Below are 24,723 nucleotides of genomic sequence, written 5' to 3'. Positions count from 1 at the left end.
CTGTAATATTGCCTCAGTGCCCCGGCATGGCTGAGCGAAGCACTGTTTCGCTCCGTGGCAAGTTGCGCTATTCCTGTGCGCGATTATGCAGATGTAACGGCCAAAGATGAAGATTCGCTACGAACGTCCAGTGTGTTATACGGCCTTCTGGTCCTATCGGCTGGGCTTGTTCGCCCTGGCGCTTTTCGCCATCTCCGCCGGCCTTCACCGCTTCGCCATCATGGAGAGTGATATTTTCGCGGTGCTGTTTGCGATCAGCACCGGGCTGGCGCTGCTTGCATTCATCTTCGCATGTTACGGGATCTTGCGCCTGTGGATGGTCGGTGCAGAAGGGGGACGCGCGTCCGCCAAGGGCTGCATATGTGCCCTGATTGTGCTTGTTCCGGCCGGGCTTGTCGGATACCGGGCCTATACGTTGCCGCCGCTCTACGACATCGCGACGGATACCGCGAGTGTTCCCGAATTCATTGAGCCTGTGACGCACGGTCCGGACTGGATGCCGCACGTCAAGCTGTTTGAAAGCGCACCCTATGCGGGGCAGGCCGAAGCCTATCCGCAGGTCACGGGAAGGCGGTATGAGGGCGCGCTCGACCGGGTATTGGAAGCTGTACGGCTGGTGGCGGAGAACCGCGGGATCAAGATTTCCTCGACCCGCATGCCACAGCCGCCGGAGGATGTCGCCGAGCCGGATGCGCAGGAGCCGGCGCAACCCGGTGACGCAGCGGCTATTGTCTCGGAAGCGGACGATACGGACAGCATCATCAGCCTGCGCGAGATCCTTGCGGAAGAAAGCGCGCCGCAAGACCCCGTTGTTCTCAAACAGGCGCAAATCGTCCTTCAGGGCGAGGCGCGCACACTCGTTTTCGGCTTCGGTTCGGATGTCAGTATCCGGCTGAGCGAAGAGGCTGAAACAACCTTCGTCGATATGCGTGCCGTCTCACGTTTCGGCCCGCACGATCTGGGCGCAAATGCCTGGATCATTTCCGAATTCCTGCGTGAGCTCGACATGGAGCTTGTCGGAATCTCGGTTCGCTGACCCATTAGTTCGGCATGTAGACGCCGTCAATTGATGGAGCACCGTCGGTTTCGACGCGGCCCCTGGCGACAAGGTCTTCAAGATGTGCCAGCAGCGAAAGGGCTGCAGCGCGATGCAATCTCGGATCGGTATCGCGGTAAATCGCCTTGACCATCTCGTCAATGTGCCGATCACCCTTTTGCAGCCGGTCGAGAACGGCTGCCTCGCGCATCTTCCTGTGAGTACGCAGGGCACGCACGAATTTCGTCGGCTCTTTCACCGGTCCGCCATGGCCGGGAAGGTACATCCTGTCGTCGCGTTCGAGCATCTTGTCGAGTGACCGCATGTAATCGGCCATGGAGCCGTCTGGCGGAGCAACGATTGAGGTGGCCCACACCATCACATGATCGGCTGAAAAGACGATGTCGCGGTCTTCAAGGCCGAAGACCGCGTGATTGGCCGTATGTCCCGGTGTGTTGATGACCCGCAGCGCCCATCCGTCACCCTGGAAAATGTCGCCGTCCCCGGCCTTGACATCGGGTTGAAATTCCGTATCCGCGCTTTCCTTTAACGGATTGATTTCTCCGGTAAAAAGCGGACGTGCTGACCTGTGCTCGCCTTCCGCGACGATTGTCGCGCCCGTCTCGGATGCCAGGCGGCGGGCGAGCGGTGAATGGTCCCGGTGCGTGTGGCTGACCATGATGTGCGTGACCTCACGGCCGGTCAGCGTCTCTTTAAGCGCCTGGTAGTGGCTCTCGATCTCCGGACCCGGATCGATGACCGCAACGGACCCCTTGCCGACGATGTAGCTGTTCGTGCCGTGGAAGGTCAAAGGGCCGCTATTGGGTGCGGTAATGCGCTGAATGTCCGGCGCGAGCTGCACGGTTGAGCCGTGTGCCGGTTCGAAATCTGTTTCAAAATCTGGTGATGCCATAGTGACGGCCCCTCAGGCTACAGCCGCTGGTGGGTTCAGGCAGCGCCAATGCGCAGCATGTCAAGCACGTGGATAACACCGACAGCCTGCCCGTCATCTTCCACCACAAGCGCGCCGACTTTGTGGTCCTGGATCATCTTCAGCGCGGAGGCAAGCAGCATATCGGGTTCGACAGTCAGACCTCCAACCGTCATGATATCGTCGACCCGGGCCGCGACAGCGTCGACATGGGCATTGCGCCGCAGGTCGCCGTCGGTGATGACGCCGCGCATCCGCTCGGCCTCGTCGACAACGATCACGAGGCCAAAGCCCTTTTCGTTTATCGTTCCGATGGCCTCGATCAGTGGTGTCCCGGTACGCACGATGGGCATCGCATCTCCCGCATGCATCGCATCGCGCACCAGCGTGAGGCTCGCGCCGAGCGTGCCGCCCGGATGAAAATGCTTGAAATCGCTCTCTGAGAAACCCCGGCGCACCAAAAGCCCGATCGCCATCGTATCGCAGAGCATCAGCTGCATCATGGAGGATGTGGTTGGCGCGAGCCCCAGAGGACAGGCTTCTTCCGCTTGGGGTAAAACGACGGTTACCGTCGCATTCTGCGCCAGGGTGCTGTCGGATTTGGAGGTGAGGGCGATCAACGGGATATCGGCCCTGCGTGCATGGTAGAGCACGTCCGATAGCTCGCGGGTTTCGCCGGAATTCGAAATTGCAAGAACACAATCGTCAGGCGTGATCATGCCGAGATCGCCGTGGCTTGCTTCTGCCGAATGAACGAACTGGGCTGGCGTTCCTGTAGATGCGAAGGTGGCGGCGGCCTTTGCTCCGATGTGCCCGCTCTTGCCGACGCCGGTAATGATCAGCCGGCCGCTTTTGGCTGCGATGACATCAATGGCTTCCAGCACGCTGTCACCGAGTTTTGCGTTGAGGCCTTCGACAATCGTATCGATGCCCTGCAGCGAGGTGCGTGCGGCTTTTAGGATTTCCTGCCTGATATTGCGTTCCGGAGACATATGGCTTCAGCCATCCTGTTTTTTGGTGATTGCGTCGATCGCCATGAAGCCGGCAAGCATGGGCTTCATTTGATCGATCGGTATCATGTTCGGCCCATCGGATGGCGCGGTGTCCGGGTTGTCATGGGTCTCGATAAACAGCGCTGCGCACCCGACCGCCAAGGCCGCGCGGGCAAGGACGGGCGCAAATTCCCGCTGCCCGCCGGATGAGCCGCCAAGCCCGCCGGGTTGCTGAACGGAGTGGGTTGCATCGAACACGATCGGATAACCGGTGGCGGCCATGGTGGGCAGGCCGCGAAAATCGGTCACCAGCGTGTTGTAGCCAAAGCTCGTCCCGCGTTCGCAAAGAAGGATGTTCTCATTCCCGGTGGAGGCGACCTTCTCGGCTACATGGGCCATGTCCCATGGCGCAAGGAACTGCCCCTTTTTGACATTGATGGCCTTGCCCGTATTCCCGGCGGCCAGCAGCAGGTCTGTCTGCCGGCACAGATAGGCCGGTATCTGCAATATATCCGCCGCTTCGGCGACCACCGCGGCCTGATGGCTTTCGTGAATATCGGTAATCACCGGACAGCCGAAGGTTTCGCGGATATCGGCCAGGATTTGCAGTCCCGCCTCCATGCCGATGCCACGCCTGCCGGAAACCGAGGAACGGTTGGCCTTGTCGTAGGATGATTTGTAAACCAGCGGAATGTTCAGGTCTGTGGTGATCGAAACCAGTTCCTGGGCGATGGCGAATGCGTGGTCGCGGCTTTCAATCGCGCAAGGGCCAGCAATCAGGACAAAGGGCCGGTCGTTTGAAAATGACACAGATCCGACTTGGACGGTTTTGCTGTTCGCCACGCTCGCTCTCCAGTGTCGCCCGATCGCCGTCAGCCCATCATGGTGCGGCGGCAGGGTGCGAGACATGCCGTATTCCAAAAAGGCCGCTGGTTCAAGCATACCGACCGGTTCTGTCCGGCTGTCAACGGAAATCCTTCAGCGCCATGTCGGCGACGTATTCGCCGATGACGAGGCAGCCGGTCAATCCGGGCGACTCCATCCCGAAAAGCTGGACCAGGCCATTGAAGCCGTTTTGCTTTGGTGAACGGATCACAAAGTCGGCCGCCGGCTGGCCCGAGCCGACCATCTTTGGCCGAATGCCACAATAGGATGGCGCAAGCGCGTTGTCCGGAAGCGCTGGCCAATAGGTGCGGATGGCCTCGGCAAAATCATCTGCCCTGTCATCGAGCACGGTATAGTCGAGCTCTTCGCCGTCCATCCAGAAGACGTCTGGTCCGAAGCGCGCCTGTCCGGCGAGATCGCGGGTGAAATGAATGCCGAGCGAACCGTCACCGGGCACCGGATAGATCAATTGCCGGAAAGGGCAGGGGTGGCCGCTCAGAGAATAATAATTGCCCTTGGAGAGCAGATGCGGCGGGACGATGCCGGCAGGCAGTCTGGGAATGGAGCGGGCTATGTCCCAGGCCCCATGACCTGCCGCGTTGATGAATATATCGCAGGATACGGCGTCCGCGTCGTCGCCCTCAAATGCGACGATGAAGCGTCGGCCGTCAGGGCGAACCGAGGCGACCTTTGTGCCAAAGGCAACCATTGTGCCCCGATCCTCCGCCTCGCCGAGCATGGAAAGGATGAGGGCATGGCTATCCACAATGCCGGTTGACGGTGAGTGAAGCGCGGCGATGCAGGAAAGTTCCGGTTCGGATTCCACTGCCTCCTCGGCGGATATCTGCCGGATGTCGTCGACACCGTTGGCGAGCGCGTGTCGATGGATAGATGCGAGTGTGTCCAAATCTTCGTTGCGTGTCGCAACAATCAGTTTTCCGGTTTGCTCATGCGGGATCGCCCTGTCGCGGCAATAGTCGTATAGCGCCATTTTGCCCGAGACGCAGAAGCTGGCCTTCAACGAGTTTTCGGCATAGTAGATACCGGCGTGGATGACCTCGGAGTTACGCGAACTGGTGTGCGAGCCGATGATGTCCTCAGCCTCGATGATGACAACGTCGCGGCCGGCGAGTGCGAGCGCGCGTGCGGTGGCGATGCCGATCACGCCGGCGCCTGCCACGATGCAGTTCACATGATCCATTCAACGCACCTTCTTTGCAGCCGGTGTTTTCGAACCGGTAGCTTAAGGCAGCCGGGCAGGCAAGCCTGGTCCTATTTGCCATAGACCGGAAGCAACTGTCTGAGACAATCGAGCTTTCGCGATCGATAGTCAGCGCGCGACACCAGCATTGTCGTGATTGCCGACATCCGGCCGGGCAGGGGATAGCACCGCATTTTTCCGCCCACCGACACCATATCCAGCACCGCTTGGGGTGCGACGGCAAAACCGGTTCCGGCGGAAACGCTGGCAAAGATGGCCAGATAGGAACTGACGGCCATGACGGAGCCCGGCACAACGGCGTTGTCGAGCAACCATTGCTCCAGATAGCGCCGGTAGGCGCAGCCCTCTTCAAAGGCGATGACGGTCCTGCCATTGATCCCGGCGGCATCGTCCGGACCGGGAAATCCCGCCGGCGTGACCAGAACGAGTTCTTCCTTAAAAACCGGAGCCGCGCGCACCCAATCGGCGGTGACAGGCTCGGCGGTAAAGGCGATTTCGACGTCGTGGTTACGCAGCCTCTCCATAAGTCCGCCTGCCGTATCCGTCTTCAGCACGATCTCGACATCGGGATAGAGCGCGGCAAATCGCGACAGAATGGGCGGCAGGCGAGCGGCGGCCGTGCTCTCCATCGCGCCGATGCGGAATGTCCCGCTCGGCTCGCCATCTTCAAGCGCCTCGGTCGTTTCCGCCGACAGTTGGCGAAACCGCTCGGCATAGGACAGCAGCAACTCGCCGTCCGGCGTTAGCGTGAGCCCGCGATTGCCACGCAGAAACAAGGTTTTTTGCAACCGGTCCTCCAACTGCTTGATGCGCGTGCTGACATTCGATTGCACCCGGTTCAACTTCAGCGCCGCCGCGGAGATGCTGCCCTCATTCGCGACCGTTCTGAATATCTCCAGAGCATTCAGATCATAGGGGCTCATTGGTTTCTCCAATTGAGATAGCTAACTTCTCAAGAATTCACTTTTTTAAATATATGCCTCTGACTAGGTTGGCGGCAAGAAGACGTGATCGGTTTCGTGGTCAAAGGTGTGGCTGTGTCTGATTTTCCGCTGCGTATTACACTCATCGGTTTCGGTTGCCTGGCGCTGGCCATGGGTATTGGGCGGTTTGCCTTCACGCCTTTGCTGCCGATGATGCAGACGGACGGCTTGCTGGGGTTGACGAGCGGGGGCGCACTCGCGTCGATCCATTTCCTCGGATACTGGCTCGGCGCCATGTGGGCGGCCGGGCGCCGGCTGCCGCCTAAGCGGGCCCTGCGGCTGTCGCTGTTCGCGATTGCTGCGTCCACCTTGGGGATGGGGCTGACGGGCGACATCATAGTGTGGTCGGTCCTGCGCTTTCTTGCCGGTTTTTTCAGCGCGCTGACGCTCGTGCTCGTCAGCAGCTATTACGTAAAACGCCTCGCTGAAACCGGCAGGCTAAAAGCGCAGGGGTGGATCTTTTCTGGTGTCGGTGCGGGTATTGCACTGGCCGGGCTTGCAGCGATGGCATTCATGGTCGGCGGTGTTGAAAGTGCCCCGGCCTGGGTTGTTCTCGGCGCCTTTAGCGTGACCGCCGCCGTGGCTCTGTCCTTGGGCCTCGGGAGCGAGATTGAACCTGCACCGCATTCGCAAGCTGAGGGCGGGAAGGGCCGGGCGCCCTTGCAGTGGGCGGCAATCACGGCCTACGGCGCGGCCGGCCTCGGTTATATTGTTCCAGCCACATATCTTCCGGTCATGGCGCGGGAGATCATAGCTTCGCCTTTGGTGTTCGGTTGGGCCTGGCCGGTCTTTGGCGCGTCGGCCTTTTTGTCCACCTTGCTGGCCGCGCGCCTGCAGGCCCGTTACACCAACCGCCAGATCTGGATACTCAGTCAGCTTGTTATGGCGTTCGGTCTGATCTTGCCGGTTGCCTACTCCGGTCTCGCCAGTATCATCATCGCAGGGATCTGCGTCGGTGGCACATTCATGATCATCACCATGATGGGCATGAAGGAAGCGCACCGGGTGGCGCCGCCCGCCGATGTCATGCGGCATATCGGGGTTCTGACCGCCGCATTTGCCTTTGGCCAGATGGTCGGTCCCGTCCTCGCCGGTGCTGTCAGCGCACTGACCGGCAGTTTTGCCGTAGCCCTTGCTTTGACCTGCGCTCTCCTTGTCGTAACGGCCTGCGCGCTTGCTCTGGCAGCAGGATCCGAAGGAAAAGAGCCGGTCTCGGTCTGACGGGCGGGTGCAGGAGCGCCAAGGGAGGCATCACTGTTCGGCGAGCAGGCGATCAAGAGCGGCTCTGACCTCTTCAGGTGGAATGGTCGACCGGCGGGTCTCCGGATCGAAGAACACGTTGACGGATTCGGATACAACACAGCAGGTGTCGCCGTGGAATGCGGCGTAATGCGTGATGACCGAACGCTCTCCGATGGAGGATAACCTGCCGCCCACCTCGACAGTGCCCGGATAGGTGATCTCATTGAGATAGTCGACGGTCAGTCTTGCAAGGACCAGACCCCTTGCCAATATCTCCGGGCTGTCTAGCACCTGATTGAAAAATCCGACGCGGCCCGATTCCAGAAAGGCGGTTATCGCAACATTGTTGACATGCGCTAGCGGATCCTGGTCCGAAAATCGGATGGAAACAGGTGTCCAGATGGAATAGGAGTTTCGGCTACGGGGAATTGTCTTGTCGGTCGGCATGTTTGCAGATTTCCTTTTTTAAGAACTGGCGGGGACATGCCGGCTGAATATCTATCCAATACAACCAAGGGGAACAACGTGGATTTTGAGCATCCATTCTACTTTTTGCGACATGGTGAAACAGAGTGGAACCGCACCCGGCGCACGCAGGGCCAACTGGATTCACAGCTCAATGACACGGGCCGCGAACAGGCAAAACAGGCCGCCGAGCACCTCAAGGATGCAGCAATCGCACGTATCGTCTCCAGCCCTCTGTCACGGGCAAGACACACGGCGGAAGCTGTCGCCGCACATCATGGCCTGGAAGTGCAGTTCGACAACGATCTGATGGAATGTCACTTGGGCGATCATCAGGGTGAGCCCCATGGCCCGTGGCTGGCGCGCTACTGGACCGGCGAGTACGACCCTCCCAACGGTGAACCGTTCAGCGAGTTTTGTGCTCGCGTCTGGACGGCCATGGCGCGGGCCGTTGCCCTTGGTCCCGACACGCTCATCGTTGCCCATGGCGGGCTCTGGAAGGCGGCATCCGAATATGTGGTGATGGAGCCGAACCTTATACCTTTGCCCAACGCAATGCCCATTCATGTCAGTCCGGAAAAAGGGGTGTGGTCGCAACGTGTCATCGGCCGCTAGAACTCCGAGTCGGTGTTTCAACTGGCCGGAATGGCGCAACGCTTTCCGCTTGTAATTAACACGTTAAACATAATTTCAACACTTGGCAGTGCGAATCATGGAGGTCGGTAATGAACGTGGCCGGAAACCGACGGCGGGCGAGAGCGGGCGGAACACGTGGAACGCGACAGGGACACCACGGTCAAAGGAAAACTGTGCTCATCTTCTTGGGCACTGCCGATAGCATTGTTGCGGGCGCGGGAAGTCGTCCTGACGCGCATCCGGCCGATGCTTGCAGATGCAGGGGTGACGGAGCAGCAATGGCGCGTACTGCGTGTCCTGGCAGAAGAGGGGCCGCTTGATCCCACCGACATTGCCGAGAAATCATCGCTTCTATTGCCCAGCCTGACGCGAATCCTCAAATATCTGGAGGAGCAAGCGCTGGTCAAACGCGCGGCACACGAAACGGACGGCCGGCGTTGTGTTATTTACATTACCGAAGAGGGGCGCCAGCTTATCGAGGATAATATTCAGATCAACAACAGTATCTATGTCGATTTGGAAAATGCTTTTGGAAAGAAGAAGTTGAGCGAACTGCTTGATCTTCTGAACGATCTCGCGCGCCTCAAATCATAAAGATGTGTCCTGCCCGCTCTCAGCGGGCGACGGCACAACGAGCCGCCCACCCCGTTGACGCAAATCAACCCTGATCCAGGCCGTTTGGACTATGCTCAATGATCATTGTCATTATCTAATGGTGAGGCTCATGGTTGAAAAGTCGCATACAGCCGGATGGCTGCCCAGCATTTATGATCCGCTGCGCAATTTCGGCAGCCGGGTGGCTGACTGGTTCGCTCCAAGGTCAGACGCATCCGCAATGGATGATTTCTACGAGATAACCGTGGAACTGCCCGGGGTCAGGGCGGAAGATGTGGACGTGTCCATCGATGGCGACAATCTTGTCGTTCGCGGCGAAAAGAAGTCGGAGCGCGAGGAGAGCGGGCGGACTTATTTCTTTTCCGAACGCGAATATGGATCGTTCCAGCGCACATTCAGGCTGCCGCCGGATGCCGATGGCGATCAAATCGATGCGCAGTACAGCGACGGTCTTTTGCAATTGAAGATCGCCAAACACAAGGCGCAAAAGCCCGAGGAAAAGAAGATCTCCATTCGCAAGGTTTAGAGCAATCTAACCTGGCGGCATGGCCGCATCGTCGAGTTCGGTGGCGCGCTTGAGCGCCGGTCGATCAGCCAATTGGCCGGCATAGGCTTCAAAGGCAGGCCGGCGCTCAAGGGTCTCGAACTGAAGACCCCAGATGATATGCGATCCAACATAGACATCGGCCGCTGAAAATCTGTCGCCGGCAATAAAACCCGGCCCTGATACCGCTTGTTCGAGCGTATCCATCACATGCGCGAAATTACCGTAGCCGACGGTCCTTTCCCGCTCGGCCGGGACCTCCCAGCCCATGGTCTTGTCGGCGATTGCTGCTTCCAGCGGCCCGGCGGCAAAAAACATCCATCGGTAATAGGCGCCTCGATCGTCAGCCGGCGGGGCGAGGCCGGCATCGGGAAAGGCATCGGCGAGATAGGCGCAGATGGCCGCGCATTCCGTCACGACCGAGCCACCGTGAACAATTGCGGGAACCTTGCCCATCGGGTTGATCTTAAGATAATCGTCGGCCTTCATGGTCGTTCCGTAGTCGAGAAGGCGCGTCTCGTAGGTGGCGCCTGTTTCCTCGAGCATCCAGCGGGCAATGCGCCCGCGTGACATGGGGTTCGTGTAAAGGATCAGCTTTTCGGCCATCGTCATCTCCCTGGTTTCGTCGGATCATAATAGGACCAAGCGGCCGAGTCATGACGACACTGAAACCCCCCATAGCCCATCATCCGGTCGCCTACATCAGAGCCTGATATTTTGAACGTCCCATGTCTTAGGCGAGTAGATTTTGTCTATCCCCAGGACTTCAAGGTCCCTTCGGTTCGGGTAGCGTCCGTTTTCAAGCGCATTGGCAATGCGTGACGCGGAGCGGACCGAGTCGACGATGTCGAAAATGGTCCGGGCGGTCCTGAATGTATGGTGAGCCATGACAGTTCTCCTTATCCGCATTGGACTCTAATCAATCAAATGCGGCAAAGAACGGTGATTTGCGTATGGCACCCTTACCCGATGCGCATAGGTCGGGTGTTGCGTTGGAACAGGCCGATCCTAATTGCAGGCGATACGCATGGTCCCATGGCGAAACGCGGCGGCATCGCCCCGGGTTTCGATGAGTGAGGCACTGATTTTCGCGCGGTAGAAGGGAATGCCCCTGATATCCGTGTGCGAGGGCTCTATAGCAACCATTTCACCGGCGTTGAACGCTGCTTCCTGCAATGAGCCGTCCGACAGCTCACCGATGAAAACACCACCTTTCACACAGGACCGGCGGTCATTGGCAACCATATGAAAGACATATTGCGCATTGCCGTAGGTATGCAGCTCGCTCAGCGCCTCGCCGATAGAATGATCGAGCTTCGCAGACGCGGTACGCACGATTTCATTGCGCAATTCATCAGCGGTTTCCGCCAGTTGCTCAATCGTACGCGCTTCCGTCGAAGCAACTGCTTCCTGGAGCTGGGCGGTCTGCTGCGTCGCGGCGTCAAGCGCGCTATTCAGGGAAGAGACTTCCTCCTGGAGTTTGATAACCTGAGCACGGCTTTGCAGGTGGAGGATGACCGCCGAAAGCGCAACGACAACGATGGCGGCCCACAGGAAATTGATCTGGTTAAACAGTCTCGCCGGCGCTTCGGTCGGATTTTGCTGTGTGAACGATGCGTTGCGCATGTCGAGTTCCCTGATGCATGTCCGGCAACGGCTATACACCATTTACGCCGGCTCGTCCGCATGTGTCCTTTTGATATCCCATTGGACCGACACAGGCCGGCCCACTGTTATTTAAGACGTCAATTGCGCAGCGCAACCGTTGCCGGAATTTGAGGTGCGACCGACGTTGACGTTCAAACCGTTATAATATAACTAATAAGTTATGGAACAAAGAGGTTATATAAATCAAAACCCGGATCTTGACGCAGTGTTCGCCGCGTTGGCCGATCCGACCAGACGCGCGATCCTGTCACGCCTTGCGGCCGGGGAGGCGCCCGTCAACGAGATAGCGGCGCCTTTTGCCATGACGCAGCCGGCAGTCTCAAAACATCTCAAGGTGCTGGAAAGGGCAGGCCTCGTCGAGCGCGACATCGACAAGCAGCGCAGACCGGCGCGACTGAAGGCCGAACCTCTGGCGGCAGCCGTTGGCTGGCTTGAGGAGTTCAGTCGCTTCTGGTCTTCGAGCTTTGATGAATTGGACGGCTTGCTTGAAGAGCTCAAAACAACAAAAGAGAAGGGAACCCAGGATGGATGAATTGCCGACCTATGTGCTGGAGCGCGAGTTTGATGCGCCGCGTGAACTCGTTTGGAGGACATGGACCGAGCCGGAGCTTCTCAAGCGCTGGTACGGGCCAAATGTCGAGACGATCATCCATGACCTCGATGTGAGGCCCGGCGGGCTTTGGCTCAACGAGATGAAATGGGGTGACAACTCGCATTTCCAGAGAGTTGAATACACCGAGGTCACCGAGCCTGAGCGGTTGGTCTGGCTGCATTCCGTTTCCGATGCGTCCTGGAATGTGGTCGCCAATCCAATGATGGAAAACTGGCCGCGCGTGCTGCTGACGACGGTCACATTCGACGAGGTTGGCGGCCGTACGCATATGCGCCTGACATGGGTGCCGCACGAAGCCAGTGAGGCGGAAATCGCAAGCTTCCATCAGGCATTGCAGGGTCTCGACAAGGGTTGGGGCGCCGGTATGGACCTGCTCACACAGCTTCTCGCGGAGCTCCAAACCTGAACGCCGCGTACGACCTCTGATTGCCTGCGTGCCTTTGGCATGGGCGCGTTTTGCTGCATTTCAGGCGAGCATGATGCAGCCGCGGCTCCGGATTCTTGTTCAGCCCCGTGACATGAACGTCCACGTCACGGGTTCCGTTTGTCTGGCCGCCCATACGGATCGCCACCCATCTTTTTTGCGAATGCTTCGCAATTTCATTGACAGTTGCGAATGCTTCGCAGTATTAATCTTAAAAGCAAGCGAGATATTCACCAGTTTTGGACAGGAAACCGACGGGATGCATCTATCAAAAAGGACGTTTCTGGCAGCAATCACCGCACTAGCAATGGCGTTGCCGGCAGGGTGGGCTGTGGCTGAAGAGCGGATCGATATCGTTGCCACCACCGGTATGATTGCCGATGCGGCGCGCCAGGTCGGCGGTGACCTTGTCGAGGTGAGGGCGCTGATGGGGCCGGGCGTCGATCCTCACGCCTATCGCCAAACCCGCACGGATATCGTGGCGATGGCCAATGCTGACCTTGTCCTTTGGCACGGCCTTTATCTTGAAGCGCAGATGGAAGATTTCATGCGTGGACTTGAGGAAGGCGGCAATGTCGTTGCCGTTGCCGAAAGCCTGCCGCGTAACCTGCTTTTGGGCCATGATGATTATGACGGTAAATTCGATCCGCACGTCTGGATGAATCCGAACCTTTGGGCGCGCGTGGTGTTGAACGTGCGCGATGCGCTGATCGAGCTTTCGCCGCAGAATGAAGAAGCCTTCCGCGCCAATGCGGAGGCCCATCAGGCCGAGCTGCAGGAGCTTGCGCAATATACGACAAAAGTACTCTCATCCGTACCGGCGGAGAGCAGGGTTCTCCTGTCCGCCCATGACGCCTTCAACTATTTCGGCTCGGCTTACGGATTTGAAGTGATGGGTATTCAGGGCATCTCGACCGAAAGCGAGGCGGGTCTGCAGCGCATTTCCGAACTGGTGGACATGCTCGTGGAGCGGGATATCGGTGCGGTGTTCGTAGAAAGTTCAGTTTCCGACCGTAATATCCGGGCGCTGATAGAAGGCGCGGCGGCGCAGGGGCATGAGGTTGTCATCGGCGGTGAGCTCTTCTCCGACGCCATGGGCGAGGACGGGACCTATGAAGGAACCTATCTTGGTATGATCGATCACAACGCCACCGTGATTTCAGGTGCGCTTGGCGGCGAAGTGCCCGACAGCGGAATGCAAGGGTTGCTGAACTGATGGTGACATCCAATACCGATACGCCGGTGGCGATTGCCACGCAGATGGGCGAGGTGGTCAAAAGGGCTGATCCGGAAACGGACAGCCCGCTTGCCGTGAGTGGTCTGACCGTTTCCTACGGAGAAAAGCCGGCGGTGTTTTCGGTTGATGCGTGTTTTCCTTCACGATCGATGTCGGCAATCATCGGACCCAACGGGGCTGGTAAATCCACTTTGTTGAAAGCCGCCCTTGGCGTGATTCCGCCCTTGTCGGGCGAAGTGTTGATCTATGGTGCGCCGATCGAAAAGGCGCGTGACCGCATTGCATATGTTCCGCAGCGCGCCAGCGTCGACTGGGATTTCCCCACGACGGTGATCGATGTTGTCCGGATGGGCCTTTATCGTAAAGTCGGTCTGCTTGGCAGGCTTTCCGGACATATGACAGCCAAGGCCCGCGAGTGCCTTGAGCGCGTCGGCATGGCAGATTTTATCAACCGGCAGATCGGGCAATTGTCCGGCGGGCAGCAGCAGAGGGTGTTCCTGGCCCGCGCACTGGCGCAGGACGCGGATCTCTATCTTCTCGATGAGCCTTTCGCAGGCGTCGATGCGGCGACGGAGCGGGCCATTATCGATGTGCTGAAGCTGCTGAAATCGGAAGGCAAATCCGTCGTCTGCGTGCACCACGATCTTTCGACTGTGCGCGACTATTTTGATCATGTCTTCCTCATCAATGTGCGTCGCATTGCCGAAGGCCCGGTCGGGACGACCTTTACCGCCGAAAACCTCAACGCGACCTATGGCGGACGGCTGGCGGCGACACATATCGATGAACTTGCAATCGCGGATTCTGTTTCGTGAACTCCTTTTTCAGCGCCCTTCTGCTGCAGGCCGGCTACAACGCCGCCCTTGTCGCGATCGGCGCTGCGCTGTTGGGTTTTGCTGCTGGCGCCTCGGGCACCTTTCTCTTTCTGCGCAAGCGCGCGCTCGTTTCCGATGCCGTGGCGCATGCCACGCTGCCGGGTGTCGGTCTTGCCTTCATCCTCATGGTGGCGCTCGGCGGAGACGGGCGCAATCTGGTCGGGCTGCTGATTGGCTCCGCGATAACGGCCTGGTTGGGACTGCTCCTGATCGAATGGATGACCCGCCGCACCCGGCTGGCCGAGGATGCCGCGATTGGAGCGGTGCTCGGCGTGTTCTTCGGTCTCGGCATTGTCTTGCTCACCGTCATCCAGACAATGAGTTCGGGACGTCAGGCCGGCCTTGAGAGTTTCCTGCTCGGCTCAACCGCAGGAATGCTGTTCCAGGATGCGTTGGTGATTGCAGTCGGCGGCACGCTCGCCGTGCTGTCAACCTGGCTTTTGAGACGGCCCATGACGCTTGTGGCCTTCGATGCCGACTATGCGGCCGCGATGGGCTACAATGTGCGCCGCATTGATCTGCTCATGATGGGGCTGGTGATGGCGGTGACGGTCATCGGGCTGAAGCTCGTCGGTCTCATCCTTATTGTGGCCATGCTCATCATCCCGCCGGTGACGGCGCGGTTCTGGACGGAGCGCTCGCACAAGGTGGTCTGGATCGCCGGCGCCGTCGGCGCCGTGTCCGGCTATGTCGGCGCGGCGATCTCTGCATCGGTCCCGGCGGCGCCGACCGGGCCGATCATCGTCCTGATGACTGCCGCGCTTTTTGCGCTCTCGCTGCTCTTTGCGCCGGTTCGCGGTGTTGCGGCGGCGATCCTGCGTCACCGTAGCTTTCAGCGCCGCGTGCATATGCGCCAGGGCCTGCTCGCACTGTCCCGGCAGGAGCCCATCCGCGAGCCCTATACGCTGCGGCTTTTAACGCGCGAGGGCCTGATCCGCCCAGACGGCGTGCCGACCGACACGGGAAGGGCGCAGGCGGCCAAGGTATCGCGCGACGAGCGGCGCTGGGACATTGCCCGCCAGGTGCATCAGGACGCTGGCCTGACCGGACGCTATGACGGGCTGACGCCCATTGAAGAGGTCTTTACGCCGGACGAGATAGACGAATTCGACCGTCGCATTGGCAAACCCTTTGCCGTGGGAGGTCCGGCGTGATGGGTGCGGAATTTGTCCAGTTTTCACTCACGCCTATCCTGATCGGCAGCCTTGCGGCGATTGCCTGCGCGCTGCCCGGCAATTTCCTGATCCTGCGGCGTCAGGCCCTGATCGGGGATGCCATCAGCCATGTGGTTCTGCCGGGGATCGTCGTTGCCTTTCTGATCACCGGCATTGTCTCAGCCATTCCGATGTTGATTGGCGCTGCAGGCGCCGCGATCGTCTCCGTCATTCTGATTGAGGCAGTCAAGCGCCTCGGCCGGATCGAACCCGGCGCGGCGATGGGTGTTGTTTTCACGACGCTCTTTGCCGGCGGTGTCCTGTTGCTCGAACAATCCGATACGTCGTCTGTTCACTTGGACGTCGAGCATGCATTGATGGGCAATCTGGAATCGCTCATCTGGTTTCGCGCCGAAGGCTGGCACTCGCTGCTTGACCCCGCGGCACTGGCAACACTCCCGCCGGAGCTTGGCCGCATCGCCATAGCCTGCGCCCTGGTGGCGCTTTTAACAATGGTCTTCTGGCGCTGGCTCAAGATCGCAACCTTCGATGAGGGCTTCGCGCAGGCGCTCGGCATTCCGGCAACCGCGCTTGGCTTCGGACTGGTGATCACCGCCGCCATCGCAGCCGTGGCGGCCTTTGACGCGGTCGGCTCGATCATCGTGATCGCCATGTTCATCTGCCCGCCCGCGGCTGCCCGGCTGATGACCAATCGCCTCGAGACGCAAATCTGGTGGTCCATCGCCTTCGCGATCCTCTCCGCAGTCCTCGGTTACGTATTCGCCGGCTACGGCCCCCTATGGTTCGGAGCCCAGAACGCCGTCAGCGCCGCCGGCATGATCGCCGCCGTCTCCGGCGTCATCCTCGGCCTCGCCTGCCTCTACGGCCCCCACCGCTCCCGCATCGGTGTCGGCCGCGAGGATGCGGCGGTGTAGCGCGTAGTCGGCGGGCTTTCAAAGTGGGATTGTCGTTGGAGGTACGGCCACCGGTGGGCTTGGCTGTTCAAATAGATCAGAGGTTTGAGTTCGGTAGCCGGTAGCTTCTCATGGAAAGAATTGGACCTTGTGATGCCGGAAGTCCCGATACGCGCCTTTATTGCGTCCCTTGTTGCCCTGTGTGAAACAGGCATTGGCTATGAGGTCTTGCTCCTGCAACGGGCGCAGACACTTGCGGGTGAGTGGTGCCAGATCGCGGGTAAATTCGAAGACGGCGAAACTGCCTGGCAGGCTGCCTTGCACAAATTACGGGAGGAGACCGGCCTCAAGCCTGACAGGTTTTATTCCGCCGATATCTGTGAACAATTCTATGAGCCCGATCGAGACGCCATTACGATGGCTCCGGTATTTGTTGCCTTTGTCGATGCAAAGGCCGCCGTGGTCCTCAACGACGAAAACACCGCATACCGGTGGGTAAGCTTCGACGAAGCGCCTGACATGGTCGCCTTTGGCGGGCAATGGCGCATCCTTCGTTGGATAAGAGAGGAATTTATCGAGAGAAAACCCAGCGGACACATGCTTATCGAGTTTCAATAGTTTTTGATTGCTGCATTGCCGGTCTCACCTGATTGCATATCAGCTTGCTGCAACCCAAAGCTTTGCGAATTGTTAAAGCAGTTGGCTCACAATCCGACGGGCACATATCCAACCGTGGGCGGGCACCATGTCAGAGGCGGAAACGGCAGAAATCAAAGGCGACGAAATCCAACTGATATTCGATGCCATGAATGCGATGGCTCAAGGTGTCCTGGTACACACCCATGAGGAAATCCTTTATTCCAATCCGCAACTTGCCGATATCCTGGAAATTCCTCCTGAGTTGGTTCGCAAAGGCGCGTCTTTCGAGAAATTCATACAATTCGGTATCGATCGCGGCGATGAGCGCAAGGCGCCGCAATCCGAAATTTTTGATCAGGCGACCACCGAACAGGTTCCCGATGAGGGTGAACTCCTGGAGCGCTCCACACCCGGCGGAAAAATCATCCAGATATCGGTCAAGCCGGGCAGGGGCGGGAAGCGGGTCACCACCTACAGCGATGTGACGCAAGACCGGGCAAGAGAGAGGGATCTGGCCGAAGCCAGGTCAGATGCGCTGAAGGCCGAGCAGGCGAAGTCCGAGTTTCTTGCCAATATGAGCCACGAAATCCGCACGCCGATGAACGGCGTCATGGGCATGGCCGAATTGCTCGCCAAGACGGATCTTGATGCCAAGCAGGCGATGTTTACGGACGTGATCATCAAATCCGGAGCCTCCTTGCTGACGATCATCAACGACATCCTGGATTTCTCGAAAATCGATGCAGGCCGGATGGAACTTGATCCGGCGCCGTTCAATCTGGCAGAGGCCATTGAAGACGTCGCAACGCTGGTTTCCTCGCGGGTGGCGGAGAAAGATCTTGAACTGATCGTTCGAGTGGATCCTGAGCTGCCGCAAATGCTGGTCGGCGATGTCGGCCGTATACGCCAGATCATCACCAATCTGGTGGGCAACGCCGTCAAGTTCACCGATGAGGGACATGTCTATGTCAATGCCACGGCGTTGAAGCCGGCTGAACGCTCAACCCATATGCAAGGTTTGCGTATTGCCGTTCTGGATACGGGCATCGGGCTTCCCAAGGAAGACCTCGACAGGATTTTTGACAAGTTCAGCCAGGTGGATGCTTCGGCAACCAGAAAGCATGAGGGCACCGGCCTTGGCCTTTCGATCGCATCTTCGCTGGTGCGGCTTTTGGGCGGCACATTGAATGTTGAGAGTGTTGTTGGCGAGGGCTCGACGTTCTGGTTTGAAATCGACCTGCCGGTTCATCGCGAAGAAAAAGCAACAAGAGTTCCCGTTGACGTGACCGGTTCCCGGGTGCTGATCATAGACGACAATCCGGTAAATCGGTCCATCCTGACCGAACAGATTGGCTCCTGGAAGTTTGACTGCGCCGCGGCCAGCGGCGGCCAGAAAGGCATCGCGCTGATGCATGCCGCCATCCATCGGGGTCTGTCGATCGATTGTGTCGTGCTTGATTATCAAATGCCGGATATGTGCGGCAGTGACGTTGTCCACGCCATGCGCACGGATCCTGACCTGTCGGATATTCCGATCATCATGCTGACATCTGTCGACGAAACAAAGGAAGGCAGGTCATTCTCTTCCCTGGACATCCAGGCTCATCTGACAAAACCGGCAAGGTCGTCTTTGCTTCTGGAGACAATTGTCCAGGTTCTGCAGGACAATCAGAGCGGCGACTGTCGATCCTTGCAATCGCCCATCGATCCAACTGCTGAAATGGCTGCGGCCGAAATCGAGGTGCAACGACCGGTTCCACAGCAAAACCCGGTCACCCTGATTTCTGATGGAAATCTCGACGTGCTGGTGTGCGAGGACAACGACGTCAATCAGATGGTCTTCACGCAGATATTGAATGGCATGGATTACAGCTTCAAAATTGCCGGCAATGGCAAGGAAGGCTTGTCGCTCTACAAAAACCTTTCGCCGGCCCTGATTTTGATGGATGTTTCAATGCCGGTCATGAACGGCCATGAAGCGACCAGAGCCATTCGGCAGATCGAAGCCGAGACAGGCGGACATACACCGATCATCGGCGTCACCGCCCACGCCATCAAGGGCGACATGGAACAGTGCATCGAGGCCGGCATGGATGACTATTTGTCAAAACCGATTTCACCGGATGCGCTCGCAGAAAAAATCGAACACTGGATGATTGAACGAGAGAACCGCCGGCAAGCCTAGCCGATATTGGCTAATCCACCGCCTTCAAGGAACCGCGTTGTCGGCTTTTATTGACGGCATGAGTATTCAAGACAACGCGCCGAAGGTGGAAAGGGGTTCGGACTTCGAAATGCCACGCAGATCATGACTGCCGATAGAGCGGACATCCATTTGATCGGACACTGCCAGGGCGAATTTGGCATCCATCAACACTTTGAGTTTCATCTCTTTGCAAAGCGCCTCGCAACGCGCCGCCCGATTGACTGCTGCACCATAAACGGTGAAGGCCATACGGTTTTTCGAACCGACACTTCCGGAGGTCAGTTCGCCGGCGGCGAGACCGATCCTGATATTGAAGTGGTGCGCCCGGGCTGTCTCGATTAAAGCAAACGCGGTTTCGGCGGCAGCCAGTTCAGGTCTGGCGTTTTCCAGCGGCGCGTTGAAGGAGGCCAGGATGCCGTCACCGGTATAGCTGATCACCGTTCCGTTGTGTTTGCCGATTTCATCGGCGGCATCGGACAGGAATGCGTCGATCTGCCGGATTGCGACTTCAGGGGCGCCCCCGGCAAGCCTCTTGGAGAATCCTTCAATATCCAGGACCAGAACGGCTCCGTGGGCCTGCCGGTAGGGGAGTTTGCCTTTGGCGTTGACCAGTTGCTTGACAACCACCTCTGGCACATATTGCCCGAACGTGTCGGTGATCCGCTGCCGTTCCAGGCGCTCCTTCTGTCGTTTCTCATCGGCTTCGATCTGCGCGAAGAACAGGCGGCGCGCCCGGTAGACAGCAACCGAAAGCGTGGCTGCGGCCACAAGCAGCAAGCCGCTTTCCTCCAGCCTGTTGCCGCGTCCAATGAAGTCTATCGACAAAAAGATGGTTTCATAGTCGGTCCGTGTCGCGTCAGCCGGCATGTCGGCCCAGGAGAGCGTGTTGTCCATTCCCGCAACCACCCAAAGGAATGCTGCCCACCAGCCGGCGACCGCCACCAGACCGGACCACAGCACCAGCCGCCAGGAAAGCGATAGAGCCGCAAGTGCAATGACCGGGAAAAGGTAGTAGATTCCGTATGCGCGGAAGGCGATGATCTGCGGGATATCTTCGGCACTGCTGATGGGGATCGTTACAAACAGGGCGCAGACGGCCAGGATATCAAAAGTGTAGAGGACGTATTTCATCCACCATCGGTTCGCCCTGGTGCCGATGACGGACAGATGGGCGATGCTGATCAGAATGTAGATGGCAAATGCAAAAAGGGGCCAGCCACGCAGTTCCTGATCGGTGAGAAAAACAGAAGACGAATACCAGATGAAACCTGCGGCGGCCGCGATCGATCGGCAAAAAATCGCGATCCGCAATCCGGTATCTTCCGCAAGCTGCAAGCGGCGCTGCCCGCTTGCGCACCTCCCATACTCGCTGCCGGTGGATCGTGATTCCGAGTTCATTGATCGTCGCTTCTCCGCCTTATGCTCTGGTGTCCTTGCCTCAGTCGGATTGCGCCGCCCGTTCGCCTGCCCGGGCGACCAATCCGCGATCTCCGGTTTCCCAGAGCGCCGTCATTTTCATGAAGGTGACCAGCCAACGCTCACCGGATTGCTCAAGCTCATAGGTGTAACGTCCGCCAAGGGTCCACAGATCATCTTCAATCCGGTGTGTCGCGATGAAATCCGCCTCGGCGGACATGCTGGAACTACTGATCGATGTGATCGTATGATTGGCGACCATATGTTGCGTGACATCGAAGCCGGGAAGGAAACTCTTCCAGCCGGCAACCAGCTCGTCTGCGGATTGCGTGACAGAATCACCGCCCCAGAGGCTGGTATAGTCTGTTGTCACGGTCTGTGAGAAAGCGCCGCGAACGCGCTCCCAGTCGTGCCGGTCCGCGCCGGCAGCGATGTCGGTGATGGAACGGCTGATTTTAGCCTGATCCGCCATGGCGATACTGCTCAGAAGCGTTGTTGCAGTAACGGTTGCGATGAGTTTGGGCATCATCATAACGACTCCTTATTTGGTCAGGGTTTTCGGGGCGCCGCGTAACATCGCGCAGCGCCCAACCAAGGTGTTCAGTTCTTGGATTGCGTAGCGGCGCGAAAATGATCCGCCACCGTATCGGCTGACCGCTCAACATCCTCGGGGTTGTCGTAGAAGTCGAACTGGCTGACGCCCTCAAGCCACTGTGTTGTGGCATCGCCGGCAAAACCTTGCAGGAATGCACGCACGCCTTGCGGGATAGCCGCCGCCTCCGAATGCACGACGGCGAGTGGTTTATCGAGGCGTTGAGGATTGTCCGCGGGATGATAGGTCAGCCAGCCTTCCCAGCCGGCATTGTTCCATTTGTCATCATATTCGGGGATCGCACCACGATCAGCTTCGTAGTAGTAGCCGCCGATCGGCATCAAGACGCCTTGCGCACCTTCGGGGCCGGCCGCACGAATGATCTCTCCGCCCTTGGCTGCGGCTGCGCGTGAAACATCGATCAGTCCGGCGACACCTTCGGCGCCTCCGTAAACGGCCTCGACGATTTCACTGTTTTGCAGCCAGGGTGCGACCAGACCGATTCGCCGAACCAGCGGGTTGCCGGCAACAGCGTCGACCATGTAGCCGGAGGACGCGCATATGCCAAGACCGTGGATTTGTGCGCTGTCGATCTCCGGAAGGGTTGCGACAAACGCGAATGCCTCGCGGATATCGGAGGTTTTGGCATCCGGGCTTTCGACAAAGCGAACGCTTTTCGGCAGGTCACCGGATTTGCCCCAGCCGCGGAAATCGAAGGTGAAGGCCGCAAAACCACGTTCAACCATTTTGCGGGCATAGGTTTCCGGCATTTGTTCCTGGACTGATGTCCATGCGCCGGTCACCACCACAACGGGGAGTTTATCGCCGGACTGACGCTCCGATGGGAGGTACAATGTGCCCGAGAGTGTCACACCTTCGTTCTCGAAGGACACTTTGCGGGTCTCGATGTCTGAGGAAAGCGCGGATGTTGCCATAAGGCCGGTTGCCAGCGCCGCTAGGACGAGTGTTTTCATCTTTAGTCTCCACATTTGCACCGGGAGGTCGTTAGGCTGCGGAATTGCCCGGTGCGTGAAGTCAGGATGCTGGAAATGGCGTTACGGCAAACGCGCGAAAACTGCGCTTTGTTATGCGAATCCTGCTCTATTGGTCTTGATATCTACTGCGCGCGGAAATTTGCGGGGGTCGTACCCGTGGCGCGTTTGAAATGCTGTCCAAAGCGGGACAGGTCGTTGTAGCCGGTTCTGAAGCAGATTTCTGAAACGGAGAGGCCGGTGGTCTTCAAAAGCACCTTTGCAAGGGCGATCCTCTCCGCAATCACATATTGCAGCGGGCTTTTGCCGGTTGCCGCCTTGAAGGCCCGGCTGAAATGAAAGCCGCTCATGGCCGCCAGATTGGACATCGATTCCAAAGTGAGATCTTCAGCCAAATTATCGTGAATATATTCCACCACGCGGCGCAGGCGGATGTCCTCGATCGACCTTGCGGCATCGTTGATCGTGCGGAGCGTTTGCGAAAGCTGAACAGCGAGCGCACGATGCATCGTCTCCCGGTAGAGCGTACCGCCCCTGTTGAAGTTTTCCGCCCCCAACGCCAGCTCGAGGGTGAGAGTGTCTAGACTGCCGACCACAGGTGCAATCATTGTGGGGTCGTCCATACCAACCTCAGCCAGCACCCGGGGCGCAACCTCGACCATCATGACCTCCAGCGGGGCGTCATAGGTGCAGATTCCCGTTGCTCCAGGCGGCAGAATCCAGCCCTGGTTGGCTGTCAGTGGAATGTTTTCAGCCTTGTCCTTGCCCAGACTGAACCGATGCGTGGGTTGATCATTGCTGAACACGCCAATCGTCAGCCGATCCAGCTTGAACTCGCCGCCGCCTGCGGGAAGGACAGTCGATGTCGCCTTAAGGTCAGCCATTCAGCGGCCCGATTACGATCCTCTGTTGGTCAATCGCCCGGCGCGAGCCTTTCAAGCCGAACATACAAGCTGAACGATGTCATGTCTTCCTCGTCCTGCCTGAACGTCATCGCCGGCGGTCAGACGGCGCCACAATCAGCCATTGGCCGGCAAGTCATCCAACGCCTTCAAGGAACCGCGCAGCCGCAAGGAGCTTTGCAGCTGTGATGACTCGCCGATGCTGTCCTTTTCCACCATCCGGATGAGTTCATCGGCGGCGAGGCGGCCCATTTGTCTGTGGGGGACATGGACTGTGGTCAGTTGCGGTGTGACGATGGTTGCGAGTTCTATATCGTCAAAGCCGGTAATTGAGACATCGTCCGGCACATCCATGCCCATCTCCCGCGCGCGCTGCATAGCGCCCACGGCCAGAACATCGTTGCCGCACATGACAGCGGTTGGGCGCGCCGGCGCCTGCATCAGTTTTTCAAACGCCTTTGCGCCGTTCTCAATCTCGTAGGAGGTTTCGATGACAGGAGCACGGTCAGGATCAATGCCATGTGCCCGCAGGCTGTCCCTGATGCCCTCGAGCCTCTTTGCCGCCCTGTCATTGCCTTCCACAATGCCGGATATGACGGCAATCTCGGTATGGCCCATGGCAAGCACCGTGTTGCAGAGTTCCAGCATGGAGGCTTGGTTATCGAAGCCCACTGACGGCAACGGGCTGTCATCGGAAAACGCCCAGGCAGCAAGCGTTGGAACGCGTCGGCGCTCCAGATACTTGTAAACCGCATCGTCCCGCTCATAACCGATGAGCAAAAGACCGTCTGCGCCACGCGAGACGAGTGATCTGATTTGCTCGGCTTCCAGTTCAGGCCGGTAGGCAGTGCTTGAGACAAGAAGCGTGTATCCCTTCTCGTGAAGCCTTTCCTGAAACGCCTGAAGACCCCGTGCAAAAATCGCGTTCTCCATTGTGGGAATGATCGCGCCGATCGTAAAGGTCCGTTTCGCCGCCATGGCGCGCGCGCCGAAATTGGGCGTGTAACCCAATAGCTCCACCGCGCTCATCACCTTGTCTCTGGTCTTCTTGGAAACAAGGTCTGACGTGTTCAGGCACCGGGAAACCGTGGCGGTCGAAACACCTGCCTCGCGTGCAACATCATCGAGTGTCGGGGTCGCGTGATCGGTTGTTACGTTCAATATCGCCTCGTTCGCAGGTTCGCCGACAATTTAGTTTGGAAATCCACAACACGCATCCAAAAAAAGATGCGTGTTTGTAAGAGGATAATGAAAGCGCTTACAAAAATCCAATGTAAGCCCTTGCATTAATCAAATGAAAGCGCTTACATTAGCCGTGATCCAGATTAACGCCGAGCTTGAAAATGCCCCTTTATGCCTCCCTGATCGTATTCGTCATCTACTTCGTGAATGTCGCGATGGGTGCCTTTGGCGGGCAGACATTCCTTGGGGATGTCGGCGAGATGCTGGTTCTTTTTGCCGCGTCGATACTGTTCGTCGTCGGCATTTTGCAGGAGGAGGCTGCCCGAAAGGTAAAAGACGGCAGCTAGTGTTTCTATGG

At 58.4% G+C, this 24,723-nt stretch carries 28 protein-coding genes; 14 read left to right on the top strand and 14 right to left on the bottom strand.

Annotated elements, in window-relative coordinates:
• Nucleotides 1-106: 106 nt before the first annotated feature.
• Nucleotides 107-1,036 (top strand): DUF1499 domain-containing protein, encoded by a 930-nt coding sequence (locus OQ273_RS12670; protein WP_267990865.1) that lies wholly within the window; start codon nt 107-109, stop codon nt 1,034-1,036.
• A gap of 4 nt (nt 1,037-1,040) precedes the next feature.
• Here the strand turns inward: OQ273_RS12670 and OQ273_RS12665 are convergent, their stop codons facing one another.
• The 5 genes from OQ273_RS12665 to OQ273_RS12645 form a co-directional block, all read right to left on the bottom strand.
• Entirely contained in the window at nt 1,041-1,949 is a 909-nt protein-coding gene (locus OQ273_RS12665; protein ID WP_267990864.1) for an MBL fold metallo-hydrolase, read from the bottom strand.
• 35 nt (nt 1,950-1,984) lie between these two features.
• Nucleotides 1,985-2,959: a KpsF/GutQ family sugar-phosphate isomerase gene (locus OQ273_RS12660; RefSeq protein WP_267990863.1), complete on the bottom strand. Its 975-nt coding sequence runs from the start codon at nt 2,957-2,959 to the stop codon at nt 1,985-1,987.
• A 6-nt stretch (nt 2,960-2,965) separates the two neighbouring features.
• Nucleotides 2,966-3,868: a 3-deoxy-8-phosphooctulonate synthase gene (gene kdsA / locus OQ273_RS12655; RefSeq protein WP_267990862.1), complete on the bottom strand. Its 903-nt coding sequence runs from the start codon at nt 3,866-3,868 to the stop codon at nt 2,966-2,968.
• 55 nt (nt 3,869-3,923) lie between these two features.
• Nucleotides 3,924-5,045 (bottom strand): NAD(P)/FAD-dependent oxidoreductase, encoded by a 1,122-nt coding sequence (locus tag OQ273_RS12650; RefSeq protein ID WP_267990861.1) that lies wholly within the window; start codon nt 5,043-5,045, stop codon nt 3,924-3,926.
• A 71-nt stretch (nt 5,046-5,116) separates the two neighbouring features.
• On the bottom strand, nt 5,117-5,989 hold the full coding sequence (locus tag OQ273_RS12645) for a LysR substrate-binding domain-containing protein (protein ID WP_267990860.1): 873 nt from the start codon (nt 5,987-5,989) through the stop codon (nt 5,117-5,119).
• Between the two features lie 114 nt (nt 5,990-6,103).
• On the opposite strand from OQ273_RS12645, the gene OQ273_RS12640 reads away from it, so the two are divergent.
• Complete coding sequence (locus tag OQ273_RS12640; protein ID WP_267990859.1) at nt 6,104-7,270, top strand: YbfB/YjiJ family MFS transporter; 1,167 nt, start codon at nt 6,104-6,106, stop codon at nt 7,268-7,270.
• A gap of 30 nt (nt 7,271-7,300) precedes the next feature.
• Here the strand turns inward: OQ273_RS12640 and OQ273_RS12635 are convergent, their stop codons facing one another.
• Nucleotides 7,301-7,738 carry an acyl-CoA thioesterase gene (locus tag OQ273_RS12635; RefSeq protein ID WP_267990858.1) on the bottom strand — a complete coding sequence of 146 codons (438 nt, stop codon included), beginning with the start codon at nt 7,736-7,738 and terminating at the stop codon, nt 7,301-7,303.
• Nucleotides 7,739-7,816: 78 nt separating this feature from the next.
• Here OQ273_RS12635 and OQ273_RS12630 point away from each other — a divergent pair, with 78 nt between their 5' ends.
• From OQ273_RS12630 to OQ273_RS12620, 3 genes are all read left to right on the top strand, one after another.
• Nucleotides 7,817-8,371: a histidine phosphatase family protein gene (locus tag OQ273_RS12630; RefSeq protein WP_267990857.1), complete on the top strand. Its 555-nt coding sequence runs from the start codon at nt 7,817-7,819 to the stop codon at nt 8,369-8,371.
• 156 nt (nt 8,372-8,527) lie between these two features.
• Nucleotides 8,528-8,986 (top strand): homoprotocatechuate degradation operon regulator HpaR, encoded by a 459-nt coding sequence (hpaR, locus tag OQ273_RS12625; protein ID WP_267990856.1) that lies wholly within the window; start codon nt 8,528-8,530, stop codon nt 8,984-8,986.
• 130 nt (nt 8,987-9,116) lie between these two features.
• Entirely contained in the window at nt 9,117-9,533 is a 417-nt protein-coding gene (locus tag OQ273_RS12620; RefSeq protein ID WP_267990855.1) for an Hsp20/alpha crystallin family protein, read from the top strand.
• 6 nt (nt 9,534-9,539) lie between these two features.
• On the opposite strand, the gene OQ273_RS12615 is transcribed toward OQ273_RS12620, so the two are convergent.
• The 3 genes from OQ273_RS12615 to OQ273_RS12605 all read right to left on the bottom strand — a co-directional run bounded on the left by OQ273_RS12615 (nt 9,540) and on the right by OQ273_RS12605 (nt 11,177).
• Nucleotides 9,540-10,157, bottom strand: a complete 618-nt coding sequence (locus tag OQ273_RS12615; RefSeq protein WP_267990854.1) for a glutathione S-transferase family protein — start codon at nt 10,155-10,157, stop codon at nt 9,540-9,542.
• A 96-nt stretch (nt 10,158-10,253) separates the two neighbouring features.
• The gene (locus tag OQ273_RS12610) at nt 10,254-10,439 is read right to left on the bottom strand and encodes a hypothetical protein (RefSeq protein ID WP_267990853.1); all 186 of its coding nucleotides are present in this window, start codon (nt 10,437-10,439) and stop codon (nt 10,254-10,256) included.
• Between the two features lie 120 nt (nt 10,440-10,559).
• A complete protein-coding gene (locus OQ273_RS12605; protein ID WP_267990852.1) occupies nt 10,560-11,177 on the bottom strand; it encodes a hypothetical protein in 618 nt (205 codons plus the stop codon).
• A gap of 202 nt (nt 11,178-11,379) precedes the next feature.
• On the opposite strand from OQ273_RS12605, the gene OQ273_RS12600 reads away from it, so the two are divergent.
• The 8 genes from OQ273_RS12600 to OQ273_RS12565 all read left to right on the top strand — a co-directional run bounded on the left by OQ273_RS12600 (nt 11,380) and on the right by OQ273_RS12565 (nt 19,260).
• Nucleotides 11,380-11,751 carry an ArsR/SmtB family transcription factor gene (locus tag OQ273_RS12600; protein WP_267990851.1) on the top strand — a complete coding sequence of 124 codons (372 nt, stop codon included), beginning with the start codon at nt 11,380-11,382 and terminating at the stop codon, nt 11,749-11,751.
• Nucleotides 11,744-12,238 carry an SRPBCC family protein gene (locus tag OQ273_RS12595; protein WP_267990850.1) on the top strand — a complete coding sequence of 165 codons (495 nt, stop codon included), beginning with the start codon at nt 11,744-11,746 and terminating at the stop codon, nt 12,236-12,238. Before OQ273_RS12600 ends, OQ273_RS12595 begins: the two co-directional genes overlap by 8 nt.
• A gap of 277 nt (nt 12,239-12,515) precedes the next feature.
• Nucleotides 12,516-13,472, top strand: a complete 957-nt coding sequence (locus OQ273_RS12590) for a metal ABC transporter solute-binding protein, Zn/Mn family (RefSeq protein ID WP_267990849.1) — start codon at nt 12,516-12,518, stop codon at nt 13,470-13,472.
• Entirely contained in the window at nt 13,472-14,308 is an 837-nt protein-coding gene (locus OQ273_RS12585) for a metal ABC transporter ATP-binding protein (protein ID WP_271292107.1), read from the top strand. The genes OQ273_RS12590 and OQ273_RS12585 overlap by 1 nt, the downstream gene beginning before the upstream one ends.
• The gene (locus OQ273_RS12580) at nt 14,305-15,522 is read left to right on the top strand and encodes a metal ABC transporter permease (protein WP_267990848.1); all 1,218 of its coding nucleotides are present in this window, start codon (nt 14,305-14,307) and stop codon (nt 15,520-15,522) included. The genes OQ273_RS12585 and OQ273_RS12580 overlap by 4 nt, the downstream gene beginning before the upstream one ends.
• A complete protein-coding gene (locus OQ273_RS12575) occupies nt 15,522-16,457 on the top strand; it encodes a metal ABC transporter permease (protein ID WP_267990847.1) in 936 nt (311 codons plus the stop codon). The genes OQ273_RS12580 and OQ273_RS12575 overlap by 1 nt, the downstream gene beginning before the upstream one ends.
• A gap of 132 nt (nt 16,458-16,589) precedes the next feature.
• Nucleotides 16,590-17,054, top strand: a complete 465-nt coding sequence (locus OQ273_RS12570; RefSeq protein ID WP_267990846.1) for an NUDIX hydrolase — start codon at nt 16,590-16,592, stop codon at nt 17,052-17,054.
• A 127-nt stretch (nt 17,055-17,181) separates the two neighbouring features.
• A complete protein-coding gene (locus OQ273_RS12565; RefSeq protein ID WP_267990845.1) occupies nt 17,182-19,260 on the top strand; it encodes a response regulator in 2,079 nt (692 codons plus the stop codon).
• 66 nt (nt 19,261-19,326) lie between these two features.
• Here the strand turns inward: OQ273_RS12565 and OQ273_RS12560 are convergent, their stop codons facing one another.
• The 5 genes from OQ273_RS12560 to OQ273_RS12540 all read right to left on the bottom strand — a co-directional run bounded on the left by OQ273_RS12560 (nt 19,327) and on the right by OQ273_RS12540 (nt 24,344).
• Nucleotides 19,327-20,679 (bottom strand): adenylate/guanylate cyclase domain-containing protein, encoded by a 1,353-nt coding sequence (locus tag OQ273_RS12560; protein ID WP_267990844.1) that lies wholly within the window; start codon nt 20,677-20,679, stop codon nt 19,327-19,329.
• Nucleotides 20,680-20,719: 40 nt separating this feature from the next.
• A complete protein-coding gene (locus OQ273_RS12555; RefSeq protein WP_267990843.1) occupies nt 20,720-21,229 on the bottom strand; it encodes a nuclear transport factor 2 family protein in 510 nt (169 codons plus the stop codon).
• Nucleotides 21,230-21,297: 68 nt separating this feature from the next.
• Nucleotides 21,298-22,263 (bottom strand): alpha/beta hydrolase, encoded by a 966-nt coding sequence (locus tag OQ273_RS12550; RefSeq protein ID WP_267990842.1) that lies wholly within the window; start codon nt 22,261-22,263, stop codon nt 21,298-21,300.
• Nucleotides 22,264-22,406: 143 nt separating this feature from the next.
• Nucleotides 22,407-23,165, bottom strand: a complete 759-nt coding sequence (locus tag OQ273_RS12545) for a helix-turn-helix domain-containing protein (protein WP_267990841.1) — start codon at nt 23,163-23,165, stop codon at nt 22,407-22,409.
• A gap of 135 nt (nt 23,166-23,300) precedes the next feature.
• Complete coding sequence (locus tag OQ273_RS12540) at nt 23,301-24,344, bottom strand: LacI family DNA-binding transcriptional regulator (protein WP_267990840.1); 1,044 nt, start codon at nt 24,342-24,344, stop codon at nt 23,301-23,303.
• A 182-nt stretch (nt 24,345-24,526) separates the two neighbouring features.
• Here OQ273_RS12540 and OQ273_RS12535 point away from each other — a divergent pair, with 182 nt between their 5' ends.
• Nucleotides 24,527-24,712, top strand: a complete 186-nt coding sequence (locus OQ273_RS12535) for a hypothetical protein (protein WP_267990839.1) — start codon at nt 24,527-24,529, stop codon at nt 24,710-24,712.
• Nucleotides 24,713-24,723: the final 11 nt, after the last annotated feature.

It is taken from the genome of Hoeflea prorocentri, assembly GCF_027944115.1.
GTDB lineage: Bacteria > Pseudomonadota > Alphaproteobacteria > Rhizobiales > Rhizobiaceae > Hoeflea_A > Hoeflea_A prorocentri.
Note: the sequence above shows the minus strand (reverse complement) of the source record. Positions and strands in the feature narration are given on the sequence as shown.